At 59.1% G+C, this 13,153-nt stretch carries 13 protein-coding genes; 9 read left to right on the top strand and 4 right to left on the bottom strand.

The window, feature by feature from the left end; genetic code table 11:
* Positions 1 to 109: 109 nt before the first annotated feature.
* Positions 110 to 577, bottom strand: coding sequence for a GatB/YqeY domain-containing protein (locus AC0CMF_RS11555; protein ID WP_050474889.1), 468 nt, complete (start codon positions 575 to 577; stop codon positions 110 to 112).
* A 253-nt stretch (positions 578 to 830) separates the two neighbouring features.
* Between AC0CMF_RS11555 and carA the strand changes: the two genes are divergently transcribed.
* Positions 831 to 2,024 carry a glutamine-hydrolyzing carbamoyl-phosphate synthase small subunit gene (gene carA / locus AC0CMF_RS11550; protein ID WP_123194761.1) on the top strand — a complete coding sequence of 398 codons (1,194 nt, stop codon included), beginning with the start codon at positions 831 to 833 and terminating at the stop codon, positions 2,022 to 2,024.
* Positions 2,025 to 2,205: 181 nt separating this feature from the next.
* On the opposite strand, the gene AC0CMF_RS11545 is transcribed toward carA, so the two are convergent.
* Complete coding sequence (locus AC0CMF_RS11545) at positions 2,206 to 2,649, bottom strand: MerR family transcriptional regulator (RefSeq protein ID WP_050474887.1); 444 nt, start codon at positions 2,647 to 2,649, stop codon at positions 2,206 to 2,208.
* Positions 2,650 to 3,468: 819 nt separating this feature from the next.
* The gene (locus tag AC0CMF_RS11540; RefSeq protein WP_082206129.1) at positions 3,469 to 4,515 is read right to left on the bottom strand and encodes an AraC family transcriptional regulator; all 1,047 of its coding nucleotides are present in this window, start codon (positions 4,513 to 4,515) and stop codon (positions 3,469 to 3,471) included.
* Positions 4,516 to 4,931: 416 nt separating this feature from the next.
* Between AC0CMF_RS11540 and AC0CMF_RS11535 the strand changes: the two genes are divergently transcribed.
* From AC0CMF_RS11535 to AC0CMF_RS11515, 5 genes are all read left to right on the top strand, one after another.
* Positions 4,932 to 5,222, top strand: a complete 291-nt coding sequence (locus AC0CMF_RS11535; RefSeq protein WP_082675989.1) for a helix-turn-helix domain-containing protein — start codon at positions 4,932 to 4,934, stop codon at positions 5,220 to 5,222.
* Positions 5,223 to 5,350: 128 nt separating this feature from the next.
* Positions 5,351 to 8,713 (top strand): carbamoyl-phosphate synthase large subunit, encoded by a 3,363-nt coding sequence (carB, locus tag AC0CMF_RS11530; RefSeq protein ID WP_094463203.1) that lies wholly within the window; start codon positions 5,351 to 5,353, stop codon positions 8,711 to 8,713.
* A gap of 222 nt (positions 8,714 to 8,935) precedes the next feature.
* On the top strand, positions 8,936 to 9,409 hold the full coding sequence (gene greA, locus AC0CMF_RS11525) for a transcription elongation factor GreA (protein WP_050474884.1): 474 nt from the start codon (positions 8,936 to 8,938) through the stop codon (positions 9,407 to 9,409).
* A gap of 247 nt (positions 9,410 to 9,656) precedes the next feature.
* The gene (locus tag AC0CMF_RS11520) at positions 9,657 to 10,643 is read left to right on the top strand and encodes a polymorphic toxin type 10 domain-containing protein (protein ID WP_472481774.1); all 987 of its coding nucleotides are present in this window, start codon (positions 9,657 to 9,659) and stop codon (positions 10,641 to 10,643) included.
* Complete coding sequence (locus tag AC0CMF_RS11515; protein WP_122520545.1) at positions 10,640 to 10,936, top strand: Imm27 family immunity protein; 297 nt, start codon at positions 10,640 to 10,642, stop codon at positions 10,934 to 10,936. Before AC0CMF_RS11520 ends, AC0CMF_RS11515 begins: the two co-directional genes overlap by 4 nt.
* A 218-nt stretch (positions 10,937 to 11,154) precedes the next feature.
* Here the strand turns inward: AC0CMF_RS11515 and AC0CMF_RS11510 are convergent, their stop codons facing one another.
* Positions 11,155 to 11,370: a type II secretion system protein GspG gene (locus AC0CMF_RS11510; protein WP_082676154.1), complete on the bottom strand. Its 216-nt coding sequence runs from the start codon at positions 11,368 to 11,370 to the stop codon at positions 11,155 to 11,157.
* A gap of 23 nt (positions 11,371 to 11,393) precedes the next feature.
* Here AC0CMF_RS11510 and AC0CMF_RS11505 point away from each other — a divergent pair, with 23 nt between their 5' ends.
* The 3 genes from AC0CMF_RS11505 to AC0CMF_RS11495 all read left to right on the top strand — a co-directional run bounded on the left by AC0CMF_RS11505 (position 11,394) and on the right by AC0CMF_RS11495 (position 13,145).
* Positions 11,394 to 12,149 (top strand): RHS repeat-associated core domain-containing protein, encoded by a 756-nt coding sequence (locus AC0CMF_RS11505; protein ID WP_472481772.1) that lies wholly within the window; start codon positions 11,394 to 11,396, stop codon positions 12,147 to 12,149.
* 17 nt (positions 12,150 to 12,166) lie between these two features.
* Positions 12,167 to 12,490 (top strand): hypothetical protein, encoded by a 324-nt coding sequence (locus tag AC0CMF_RS11500; protein ID WP_163001307.1) that lies wholly within the window; start codon positions 12,167 to 12,169, stop codon positions 12,488 to 12,490.
* Positions 12,491 to 12,884: 394 nt separating this feature from the next.
* On the top strand, positions 12,885 to 13,145 hold the full coding sequence (locus tag AC0CMF_RS11495; protein ID WP_122520547.1) for a colicin immunity domain-containing protein: 261 nt from the start codon (positions 12,885 to 12,887) through the stop codon (positions 13,143 to 13,145).
* The last annotated feature ends 8 nt before the right edge of the window (positions 13,146 to 13,153 follow it).

The raw sequence follows: 13,153 nt of genomic DNA, 5'->3' as shown, positions 1-13,153 counted from the left end.
TTTGAGGGAAGCAGTGACTTAAGGCGCGGGGGCGCCGCCTGCAAGGGCCTCCCCGCAAACCGGGCCGGGCGGGCCGTCTTTACCAGAGCGGAACCCGGCCCTGCGCCCCTCAGCTGTCCCCGGGCCGGGTGCGCAGCAGATCCTTCACCAGGCAGGAGGCCTGCACGAAGTCCATCTGGCCCGGATAGCGCTCCTTGAGGGAGTTCATGCAGCGGCCGATGTCACGCAGGCCCTGCGCCTCGATATCGGCGATGGTCTCGGCACAGATGCGGCGCATTTCATCCTCGCCCATCTGCCGGGGCAGAAACTCGCGGATGATCTGGCTTTCTTCCTCTTCCTGAACCGCCAGTTCCACCTGTCCGGCCTCTTCATAGGCCTGACGGGATTCCTCGCGCTGCGCCAGCATGCGCTTCAGGAACTGATGCACCTCTTCGTCGGTGATTCCATCGCGGCCGCAATCACGCGCCGCCGCTTCCCGGTCCTTGATGGCAGTCAGGATGAGGCGCAGGGTGGCAGCGCGGCGTTTGTCGCCGGCCTCAAGCGCATCCTTCAAGGACGCACTGATGTCATCGCGCATGTCTTGCCCCTAATAACCACGAATATGACCGCTGAAAGACGCCCTCTTACCCGGCCATTTGCCCACATGCAATGTACCAAGCGAACAAGCCCTTGATTCAAGGCCTTTTTATTCCCGAACACCAATATTGACCTGCCGGGACGCTTCCCCTACATTCCCGCGATTGAAGCACGGGGCTAGCGCCTGGCTCGGGTTCGGCATATCCGGGCGTTCGGTGCCCATGATGTCATCAACAACACCGAGATTGCAAGACATGACGACCGCGACTGCAGACGCGTGGGCCATACCGCCTGCCACCGCACTTCTGGTGCTGTCCGATGGCACCGTGATCGAGGGCCAGGGCCTTGGGGCCGAAGGTGAGGCCGTTGCAGAAGTCTGCTTCAACACCGCCATCACCGGCTACCAGGAAATCCTGACCGACCCCTCCTACGCCGGCCAGATCGTGACCTTCACTTTCCCGCATGTGGGCAACGTGGGCGCGAACGAGGACGACATCGAGACGCTGAACATGGCGTCCGCCTCCGGCGTGCGCGGCACGGTGCTGAAGGCCGATGTCACCTCTCCCTCCAACTACCGCGCCGCCCGCCGCTTTGACGAGTGGCTGAAGGCACGCGGCATCATCGGCATCAGCGGCATCGACACCCGCGCCCTGACCGCCCGCATCCGCGACCTCGGCGTGCCGAACGCGGTCATCGCCTATCATCCGGATGGCAAGTTCGACATCGACGCGCTGAAAGCCAAGGCCGCCGCCTGGCCGGGCCTCGAAGGCATGGACCTTGCCAGGGACGTGACCAGCGGCCAGAGCCAGAGCTGGACGCAGACCCCCTGGGTCTGGGATGAAGGCTACGGCGAGCAGCAGGACAAGGAATTCAACGTCGTCGCCATCGACTACGGCGTGAAGCGCAACATCCTGCGCCTGCTGGCCGATGCGGGCTGCAAGGTGACCGTCGTCCCGGCCGAAACTCCGGCAGACGAAATCCTTGCCATGAGCCCGGACGGGGTGTTCCTGTCCAACGGCCCCGGCGATCCGGCGGCCACCGGCACCTATTCCGTCGCCACCATTCAGGCGCTGGTGGACAAGGGCCTGCCGGTCTTCGGCATCTGCCTTGGCCACCAGATGCTGGCGCTGGCGCTCGGCGGCAAGACCATGAAGATGCATCAGGGCCATCATGGCGCGAACCATCCGGTCTTCGACCACACCACGGGCAAGGTGGAAATCACCTCCATGAACCATGGCTTTGCCGTGGACAAGGAAAGCCTGCCGGAGAACGTTGAAGAGACCCACGTCTCCCTGTTCGACGGCACCAACTGCGGCATCCGCCTCAAGGGCAAGCCCGTGTTCTCGGTGCAGTATCACCCGGAAGCCTCACCCGGCCCGCGTGACAGCCACTACCTGTTCCAGCGCTTCACCGAGGTGATGCGCGAGGCAAGGCAGGCAAGCGCCTGACAGGCCCACACGGCAGATCAAGAAAACGCCCCGGCAAGCAGCGCTTCCGGGGCGTTTTTTTTGGATCCTGAGCCCTGCCAGCGGCTGCAGCCCTTTCCCAAAAAGAAACAGAGCCCGGCCTGCCGCCCGGGCTCTGTTATCTTTCAATTCCGGTATCTTGCAATTCCGGAAGGTCTGCAGCTCAGGACACGGCGATCAGCCGGTCGAGGGACTGCATCACATGATCCACTTCCGCCACCTGCTCCTGCAGCAGCGCGTGCTGCTCACGCAGCATGTCCTGCTGGCTGGCGCAGATGCCGCGCAGTTCTTCCAGCTGGCTGCGGCGGGGCGTGCTGCTTTCAACAAGCTTCAGCACGCGGCGAATCTCGGTCAGGGTCAAGCCGATCTTCTTGGCCTGCAGAATGACCCGCATCCGGCCGACGTCACGGGCGGAATAGAAGCGGCGCGCGCCTTTACGCACCGGATTGATGAGGCCCTTTTCCTCGTAGAAACGCAGGGTCCGGAGCGTCACGCCGAAATTCTCCGACATCTCGGAGATCGCGAGGAGTTTCGGCTCGCTGCCATCATCCACGACCGGACCTGCGATGTCCGGAATGACGACCATATTGGGTGCTAAGCTGTTCATCGTTTTCTAGCCTGGTGGTTGAACAGGGCGTGACAAATGAATGCGCCAGCGCAGATCCCGGCCTCCTCCCACCTTGGAAACCCGGATCTTTGGGGACACCTTCCGCATTTCGCGTCATGAAGAGAACTCCTTTGTAAGAGAGGCTCCAAACACAACGCTCATTTACGTCACGGGCACTAATATGCCACCCATTTCACGTATACTCCTTCTCATAAGGCGCCAATTTTCGATCACTCAGCACTTAAGTTGCCCTAAATGCACAGAAATTCTTCCAGAAAACAAAAAAGATTTCAGAGAAACAACTGAAGATCCATCAAAAAACAGAAGAAAACCGATAAATAAATTCATTTGAAAAACACCATTTACATATTATCGATATATAAGAATACAAACAAACCACAAAAACAGCACAAGCAACGACGCCCGGCAAAGCCCACAGCCAGGCCGAACGCCCCTGCAATAAATATCTAATTCTTAAGACTGTGAAATCGATATCAATTGCAGGAAGAAATCTGCACTTAACAACATTGTGCAGCGCAAACACGCAAAGCTTGCGAGGTTGAAAAATCCGGAAAGTTGATTCTCCACGTCACGCAGAAATTGGAGAGTTCCGCCACATGGTCAGCCGGGGCCTTACTTTCCTGAGCTTGAATATTCAACAAGGGGACAAACTGCGCGTGTAGCTGCCTCTGAGGCACACACGTCTGCGCCGGGTCTCCTCCCCTGCACGGTTTGGCGAGCGGCAACGCGATTCTTTCAATCCTGACGGGCAGCGCTGCAACTCACCCGGCACCTGCAGGCACGGCAGCATTGGGCCTGTCAGCGGCGGGCCTCAGTCCTGCGCCATTCGCTCGGTGTCATCCCGAACCAGCGCTTGGCTGCGCGGGTGAAGTTCCCCACCGCCGAGAACCCGAGGCGGAACGAAACCTCGGAGATTGGCAGTCCCGTTGTGCGCAGCAGATCGGCCGCGATGCCGCGGCGGACATCATCATGCAACTCGTGGAAGGTCACCCCCTGCTCGCTCAGCCGGCGCTGCAGCACCCGGCCACTGACACCGACGGCACGGGCAACACTCTCGAGAGACAGGTCCTTTTCCCCCACACGCCGGGCGATTTCCTCACTGACCAGCGCGGTGATCCCCGACAGCCGCCCGCGATCCGCGAGCCGCCGCATTGCCAGTTCCACCAGGGCCTCGAAAAGAACCGGATACGCTCCCGGCAGCGGCTTGTCCGCCAACTCAGCCGGCAGGCTGATCGCTGAATGGTTCTGATCAAACAGCACATTTGGCCCAAAACACTGCCGGTGCAGCCGCGTATCCTCAGGCTTGCCCCGTTCAAGCCGCACTGCGACATTCTTGAAGCAATCTGGCCCCGCAGCCAGAGACAGGAACATGCAGGCCAGGACGGCAATACAGTCATTGAGCTGATCCCGCAGCACCACCCGCGGAACATGGCGCCAGATCACCTCAAGCCGTCCGGAAACCTGCCGGACCTCGCAGGCCTCCAGATCAACAATTGAGGCATGCGCTTCCCCAAGCACCTCGAAGAGGCGGCGCAATGTCGGGGCATAGGGCAAGGCGAGCACGAGCGCATGGGTGGGAACCACCGGTTCCATGACGGACGAGCGCAGCCCGATCAACGGATCATCCAGCAACTTCCCCGCCTGTTGCAGCAGGCAGGCAACGTCATTCATCGGAAGATAACGGTCGTAACGCCCATTTGCGGGCGGCAGCATCACACCGGCCTTGCGCGCCACCTCTTCAATCGCAAGGCCATTGCGTTCCAGGTACCGCGCAAGCGGCTCAATGATCTGCCCGGCAACTTCTGCCACTCCGGATGAAGAGCCCAACTTTCCCTCGCGCAGCATGTCTATACATTCCAGAAGTGTAACACGGGACAGAATCCTGAAATCTCAACAAGAATCTGTTCCAGAAGGGCCTCTGTATAATCACCAATGCCCCCCGGCGAGAACCTCGAAAACAAGATATCACGCCGGGTTCCATATTAACGTTATCAATTCGAAAGGAAATTAATCACGATTTTCCTAAATTGTATTTTACCTGCCGGTAACCATCCCGATACAGGCAGGATGCAATCAAAAACGTATGAAGGCGGCAGAAAGATCGCAGAAAGTGCATAGCCGTCAGAAAAGCAGCCCCCGCCAGCCCACCCCGCGGCTGGAGCCGCAGAAATTTGCCGGACAGACGCGGCTGAGCACTTCCAGAGGCGCAACAAGTGCGCTATCCGCCAGTCAGATAATCAGCATCAATCAGGATAACAGCGATGAGCGGCAAGAAGACGGCAGGCATGACACCGGAGCAGTTCCGCGACTGGCGGCGCGCCCTCGGCCTCAAACAGAAGGACGCGGCGGAGCGGCTGGGCCTGAAGAAGCGGATGATCCAGTATTATGAAAAGGGGAACCGCGACGGACGGCCTGTCGAAATCCCCAAATACGTCCGCCTCGCCTGCTATGCCCTGCAGGCAGGAATCGGCGATTTTGATGGCCAGAACACCCGCTCCGCGCCGCCGCTTCCCGTACCGGAAGAAGACGGAAACGCAAAAGCGCTCGATTGACGGCGATCCGGGGTTTCATCCTTCGCCTTTATTGCCTATAAGGCGCGCTCAGCCACCAGTGTCATTCCTCAAGGACGAGCCCAGGCGCACGCGCGACAGAGCGCGGCGGCGGGCCGATGCGAGCCACGATGCCCAAACGCACAGACATTTCCTCCATCCTGATCATTGGCGCAGGCCCGATTGTTATCGGTCAGGCCTGTGAATTCGATTATTCGGGCACGCAAGCCTGCAAGGCCTTGCGCGAGGAAGGGTATCGAATCATCCTCGTGAACTCCAATCCGGCGACGATCATGACCGACCCGGATCTGGCGGACGCGACCTATATCGAGCCCATCACTCCGGAAGTCGTTGCCCGCATCATCGAGAAGGAGCGCCCCGACGCGCTGCTCCCGACCATGGGCGGCCAGACGGCACTCAATTGCGCGCTGGACCTTGAGCGCGACGGCGTGCTGGAGAAATTCGGCGTGGAGATGATCGGCGCCCGTGCCGACGTGATCGAGAAGGCCGAAGACCGCGAGAAGTTCCGCGCCGCGATGGATGTGATCGGGCTTGAGAACCCGCGCGCCTCGATTGCCTCCTCGCCTGCCATCCGGGATGCCAACGGCAAGATCACCGGCTATGACCGCAACGCCGGCTTCATGGAAGCCATGAAGGCGCTGGACGAGATCGGCCTGCCCGCCATCATCCGCCCGGCCTTTACCCTGGGCGGCACCGGCGGCGGCGTGGCCTATAACCGCGAGGAATTCGAGACGATCGCCCGCTCGGGCATCGACGCCTCCCCGGTTGGCCAGATCCTCATCGACGAAAGCCTGTTGGGCTGGAAGGAGTATGAGATGGAAGTCGTCCGCGACAAGGCGGACAACTGCATCATCATCTGCTCCATCGAGAACATCGACCCGATGGGTGTGCACACGGGTGACTCGATCACCGTCGCGCCGGCGCTGACGCTGACCGACAAGGAATACCAGATCATGCGCGACGCCTCGATTGCGGTGCTGCGCGAGATCGGCGTGGAAACCGGCGGCTCCAACGTGCAGTTCGCCGTGAACCCGCAGAACGGCCGCCTCGTCGTCATCGAGATGAACCCGCGCGTGTCGCGCTCTTCGGCTCTGGCCTCCAAGGCCACCGGCTTCCCGATCGCCAAGATCGCGGCCAAGCTCGCCGTCGGCTACACGCTGGATGAACTGGAGAACGACATCACCGGCGGCGCCACCCCGGCCTCGTTCGAGCCGTCCATCGACTACATCGTCACCAAGATCCCGCGCTTTGCCTTCGAAAAGTTCCCGGGCTCCGATCCGGTGCTGACCACGGCCATGAAGTCCGTCGGCGAAGTCATGGCCATCGGCCGCACCTTCCCGGAAAGCCTGCAGAAGGCCCTGCGCGGCCTCGAAACCGGCCTGACCGGCCTCGACGAGGTGGAAATCCCCGGCCTTGGTCAGGGCGACGACAAGAACGCCATCCGTGCCGCCATCTCGACGCCGACGCCGACGCGCCTGCTCAACGTCGCCCAGGCCATCCGCCTCGGCACGCCGCTGGACCAGATCTACAGCATCTGCGGCATCGACCCCTGGTTCCTGGAGCAGCTCTCCGGCATCATCGCCATGGAAGAGAAGGTCCGCGCCAACGGCCTGCCGGACAATGCGGTGATGCTGCGCAAGCTGAAGGGCATGGGCTTCTCCGACGCCCGCCTCGCCTCGCTGACCGGCAAGGACGAAGCCGATGTCGCCAAGATCCGCGCGGACCTTGACGTCCATCCGGTGTTCAAGCGCATCGACACCTGCGCCGCCGAATTCGCTTCGCCCACCGCCTACATGTATTCCACCTACGAGACGCCCTTTGCCGGTGAGCTGGCCAGCGAAGCCCGCCCCTCGGACAAGAAGAAGGTGGTCATCCTCGGCGGCGGCCCGAACCGGATCGGCCAGGGCATCGAGTTCGACTATTGCTGCTGCCATGCGGCCTTTGCGCTGCAGGAAGCTGGCTATGAGACCATCATGGTCAACTGCAACCCGGAGACCGTGTCCACCGACTACGACACCTCCGACCGGCTCTATTTCGAGCCGCTGACCGCAGAAGACGTGCTGGAGATCATCCGCACAGAGCAGGAGAACGGCACGCTGCACGGCGTCATCGTCCAGTTCGGCGGCCAGACCCCGCTGAAGCTGGCGCAGGCGCTCGTCAAGGCCAATGTGCCGATCCTCGGCACCTCGCCGGACATGATCGACCTTGCCGAAGACCGCGACCGCTTCCAGCGCCTCCTGACCAAGATCGGCCTGAAGCAGCCGCAGAACGGCATCGCCTATTCCGTCGAGCAGGGCCGCCTCATCGCAAGCCAGCTTGGCCTGCCGCTGGTGGTGCGCCCGTCCTACGTGCTGGGTGGCCGTGCGATGCAGATCATCCGCGACGAAGAGTCGCTGAACTCCTACCTGCTCGGCACCCTGCCGGAGCTGGTGCCCGGTGAAATCCGTGCCAAGTATCCGAACGACAAGACCGGCCAGATCAACACCCTGCTCGGCACCAACCCGCTGCTGTTCGACCGCTATCTCGATGGCGCCATCGAGGTCGACGTGGATGCCCTGTCGGATGGCAAGGACGTGTTCGTCTGCGGCATCATGGAGCATATCGAGGAAGCCGGCATTCACTCCGGTGACAGCGCCTGCTCCCTGCCGCCCTACACGCTCTCGGCCGAAATGATTGCGGAGCTGAAGCGCCAGACCATTGCCATGGCCAAGGCGCTCGAAGTCGGCGGCCTGATGAACGTTCAGTACGCGATCCGCGACGGCCAGATCTATGTGCTCGAAGTCAACCCGCGCGCCTCGCGCACGGTGCCCTTCGTTGCCAAGACCATCGGCGTGCCGGTGGCCAAGATCGCCAGCCGCATCATGGCCGGTGAAAGCCTTGCCTCGTTCAACCTCAGCGAAAAGCCGCTGAAGCACGTGGCCGTCAAGGAGGCCGTGTTCCCCTTCGCCCGTTTCCCGGGTGTGGACACCATCCTTGGCCCGGAAATGCGCTCCACCGGCGAAGTCATGGGCCTTGATGCCAACTTCGGCACCGCCTTCGCCAAGTCGCAGATCGGCGGCGGCACGGGCGTGCCGGTGGGCGGCACGGTGTTCGTCTCCGTGCGCGACCAGGACAAGGAAGGCGTGCTGGACGCGGTGAAGCGCCTCGCGGCCAACGGCTTCCGCATCATCGCCACCAGCGGCACCCAGCGTTATCTTGAGGAGCATGGCGTCACCTGCGCCAAGATCAACAAGGTTTCCGAAGGCCGCCCGCATATCGTGGACGTGATCAAGAACGGCGAGGTCCAGCTGGTGATCAACACCACGGACGGCATGCAGGCCATGTCGGACAGCCGCTCCATGCGCCGCGCAGCGCTCCTGCAGAAGGTGCCGTATTACACGACGCTGGCCGGCGCCGTGGCCGCTTCCAAGGGCATCGAGGCCTACAAGAGCGGGGGGCTTGAAGTCAGGCCCTTGCAGTCCTACTTCGCCTAGAGCATAGTCTCGTGCGGGCCGTCGTGGCCCGCACGATCAGAATGCGATCTTAGCATTAAATCTGAAGCGGTTTTCTCTTGGCCGGATCATGAACCCGGGCGGAGGACGCTCCAGAACTGTATCATCCGCACTCCGGCCAGACGATGAAACGTCCGGCTGGATTGTGTTTTTTTGACGTTTCGTCCGCGCAAGCGGACCACTTAACCAGAAGGTCTACGGCCAATGGAAAAGATCCCGATGACCGCCGCCGGCTACGCAATGCTGCAGGTGGAATTGAAGGAGCGGACGTCGGTCGAGCGGCCCCGGATCGTCGAGGCCATTTCCGAAGCGCGCGCCCACGGCGACCTGTCGGAAAACGCCGAGTACCACGCCGCCAAGGAAGCGCAGAGCCACAACGAGGGCCGCATCGCCGAGCTTGAGGACAAGCTCAGCCGCGCTGAAATCATCGACGTCTCCAAGCTCTCCGGCACCACCGTCAAGTTCGGTGCCACGGTCACCCTCATCGACGAGGACACCGAGGAAGAGAAGAAGTACATGATCGTCGGCGACGTGGAAGCAGACGTGAAGCAGGGCAGGATCTCCATCTCCTCCCCCATCGCCCGCGCCCTCATCGGCAAGACGATCGGCGACAGCGTCGAAGTCGCCGCCCCCGGCGGCGCCCGCTCCTACGAGATCGAGAACGTCCAGTTCCTCTGATCCGTCTCTGACCGTCTCCTGTTCAGCGCGCCTGATCAGGAGAGCTGATCCAGAGGCCCGATCAAGAAGCCCGATCAAGAAGATTGATCAGGATAATGGACCTCCGGGCCCTCCCGCCCGGCAAGACCCGAATGCCCGCGCAAGCCGCGGGCATTTTTTTGTTTTATGGGGCAAAGGAGGCTTTCGTCTCTTTCGTCATGGTCGGGCTTGTCCCGGCCGGCCTGCGTGAGGTGGACGGAACCCTCAACTGGCTGCAAAGCGATCACCTCGCCTCGGTCCGGCTGATGACCAACGGCAGCGGCGCGGTGATTGCGGAGAACCATTACCGGCCTTACGGCCAGCGCACGGAACTGCTAGCCAAGCGGTCAATCTGCCGCGTGAATCCAAGGGCTGGATTGGCGAGCGGGACGACCCGGAAACGGGCCTCACCTATCTCAATGCCCGTTACTACGACCCCATCCTCGCCCGCTTCATCTCCCCCGACTGGTTCGACCCCACGCAACCCGGCGTCGGAACAAACAGATACGCATATGCCGCGAATAACCCGGTGGCATACAAGGATCCCAGCGGGAACCAATCTCTCAGCGCCGCCCTGAAATCACAGGAAGAGCGAGACAAGACACATGAAGAGAACGCGAAAACTTACGAAAACAGAGTAAACCAGCTTCTGGCGGATGGTTATGAGAAAGATGACCCTCTGATCACCGAGCTTGAAGACGGAGCCAAGCGCGAGCGATCGAGGATCGGCGTTACAGGCACACAGCTCGTTCTGGAAGACGTTGCGACTGTCGCAATTCCATGGGGCGTCGGTAAAGTTCTTGGAGGTGCTACATCAAGGCTGGTCGCAAAAGAAGCTGCAAAGGCGGCCTCAAGCTCAACGTCGATGATGATAGACACCACGAACTCGCTTCCCACAACTTTGGTGCGCGTTGTTCCAAATGGAGCGTCCATCACCACACTCGGTAGGCCGGGTGCACCTGATGTGTTTGTGACGGCCGCGTCAGATATAGCAGGACTGAATGCAAAGCAGATTGCTCAGCGACTGACTATCCCGGAGAGCGGAAGTGGGTTTACTGTTATCGAATTTTCTACACCGAACGCAGGCATCGCGTCACCTGTGTTTCGGGGCAATCCGGGTTTTGTAGGCGGAGGATTAACAGCTGGTGGTGCACGTGAATTTGTTATCCCAAATGGCCCAATTCCTGTCGACGCAGTTATCAGGGTGGTTCAATGACTATTCATCCAAATGAAACTTCTCTAGTTGGCAAATGGGCTTTCGTTGATGGATGTATAATCCCCGACGAAGTTTGTCTTCGTATTGAAAATTTAATTAACGGTCATCTAAGGAAATTGGGGCATGATAGAAGCGGCTGGGATAGTCTTTTCGTCGACCCACATGATGGGCGCCTTTGGGAACTAATTTATCCGGAAAGTAGTTTGCATGGAGGCGGCCCCCCTGAGCTTCGCTTTTTAACAGAGGAGCATGCAAGATCAAAATATGGGTACTTAGCTTTAAAGCCAGAATAGGTAATTTATCACCTCTCAATTCTTACGATAAATTACAGGATATATGTCATAGGTGTTTAATTTTAAGTGAATTTAAGCTTTCGTAAACGGATCGTATCTACGAATCTTTTGCAGCACCTCTTCTGAAATTGCTGCAGCAGCAGTGCCGTGGGCTCTTTCTAAGCACACTCCTGAAGGTCCTAGACCACGTCATCTAGGACCGGAACCGGACCAAATCTTCAATATTTTATATCACGGTCCTCACCCGTGCCGCCTTCCCGGCCATCGCGGCCGAGGGTCGAAATCTCGTAAGGCCGCGTCTCGCCGGGGCTTTTGTAGATATATGCCCGGCCCCAGGGATCATCGAGCGCCTGCGGGCTGTCGATATAGGGCCCGGCCCACCCCCTGAAACCGGATGACGGCGTGACGAGCGCGGTGCCCGCTACAGAGCCTATCCCCGGCCCGACCGGGGAACCCCATCCTCGCCCGCTTCATCTCCCCCGACTGGTTCGACCCCACACACCCCGGCGCCGGAACAAACAGATACGCATATGCCGCAAATAATCCGGTGGCATACAAGGATCCGAGCGGGAACTGGTTCGAAGGGCTGTTCGACACATGGGACTACAGGGACACTGGCAACCCGGCCTCTGACGCACTGGCAAATACCACAACGGCCATCGTCAACACGCCCGCATCGCTGCTGAACGCGGGCCTTGAAGGCTTACGGCAGATCGGTGAACTCGTGGCACCTCACGAGCCGGCGATAACGAACTTCACTGTCTCGACGCCGGTTCCACATGACGATGTACTGGCGACGGGGGTCAAGGTTGTTGCTGCGGCCAGCAAGCTGCCAACCGGGAAACTCGGCGGAAATTTTGTTAAGATAGGCGAGGCGTCAGCGGGAGTTGGCGGAAGGTTCGCGGATCTTGTTGCGCTTGGCGTAAAGGGGGATAAGTTGACGCCGCATCACATGCCACAGGCAGCAGCGAGGTTCACAAATCGGGCGGACGGCGGTGCATTGATGATGACGGAGACAGAACACAAATTGACGCGAACTTATGGCTTCAAAGGCGCACGCACAGCGCAGGAAGAATCAGGCATGGCGTTCCGCGATGTGTTAGCCAGAGATATTCGTGATGTAAGGGATATCGTTGGTTCGAAGTACAATTCGGGTGTTCGGGAAATGTTGAACTACTACCAAGCCAATTTCCCCAAACTTATGAAAAAATAATTCGAAAGGAGATGTTTATGCAACCTATTGTTGCGAAACTCTTGGAGCTTGGGCCTCTACCAGATTCAATGAATGTCGATGTTGTAAAATTAGAGTTATTCGAGAGATTAATTTCTCAAATAGATCTTCCTATTTCTGATGATGATGCAAAGGTGCTAGTGACATTATTGGGGCCCGATGAATGCTTTGGTCTTGCATGGACGCTTGTACACATTATTGAAACTTCTCCGGGATGGCCGCTTCACGATGCATTGAATTGCAACCATAACGATTGGATTGAGACGCTTAAGGAGAGGTCACGCGGGGGTAATCCCCCCGATAGTAAGGGGCTGCATAAGTAAAATTTTCTCGGAAGGATGCATGACGAGATTCTGAATGAATGTACAGAAACGGTATTCACCTGACAGTACCGCGTTTTGAAGCAGGTTCAGGCGGCTCGGGTTTCTGTTTGCATTGAAGCCTGTTTGGGTCTGGGTGTCAGCGTCTCTCCCTTGACTTTTTCCGGTGGCGCTTCGGAGGCTTTTTGTAATCCGGCGACGAAGGCCTTAGAGGGTGTTCTTCCGCCCACGGTTCGGCCCCGATGGCGGCGTTTCGTGGTGCAGAGTGCGAGCCCGTCCTCCACTGCACCAATCCAAACTCAGGGCTGACAGTAATTCAGAATCCCGATGGTAGCTTCCTGAGTGGCTGGAGGCTTAATCCTCAGCAGCTTCAACACGTACTTAAGGATGGAAAGTTATGAGTACGATCGAGAAGTACATTCGGTTAATAACTCAGTTCGTGATCGGCAAGCTTACGACACCTCAGTTCGAGGCGTCATATTTCGATATGTTTAAGAATGAGGCGGGTATATTTCCAGAAAATACTTATGCTGTGCTCAACGAGCTATTTCTTGACGTTGATGCATACTGTAGAGATCCGGATCTACGGGATGAAGAAAATCTAGACGACCAGGAACTTTTGGAGAAGGCAAAGCAGGCGTTAGCGAAGCTGGTTTGATGTGGCAA

It is taken from the genome of Pannonibacter sp. CBAS1226, from assembly GCF_055685825.1.
The sequence above is the reverse complement of the archived record's forward strand: the minus strand, read 5'-3'. Positions and strand labels throughout refer to the sequence as shown.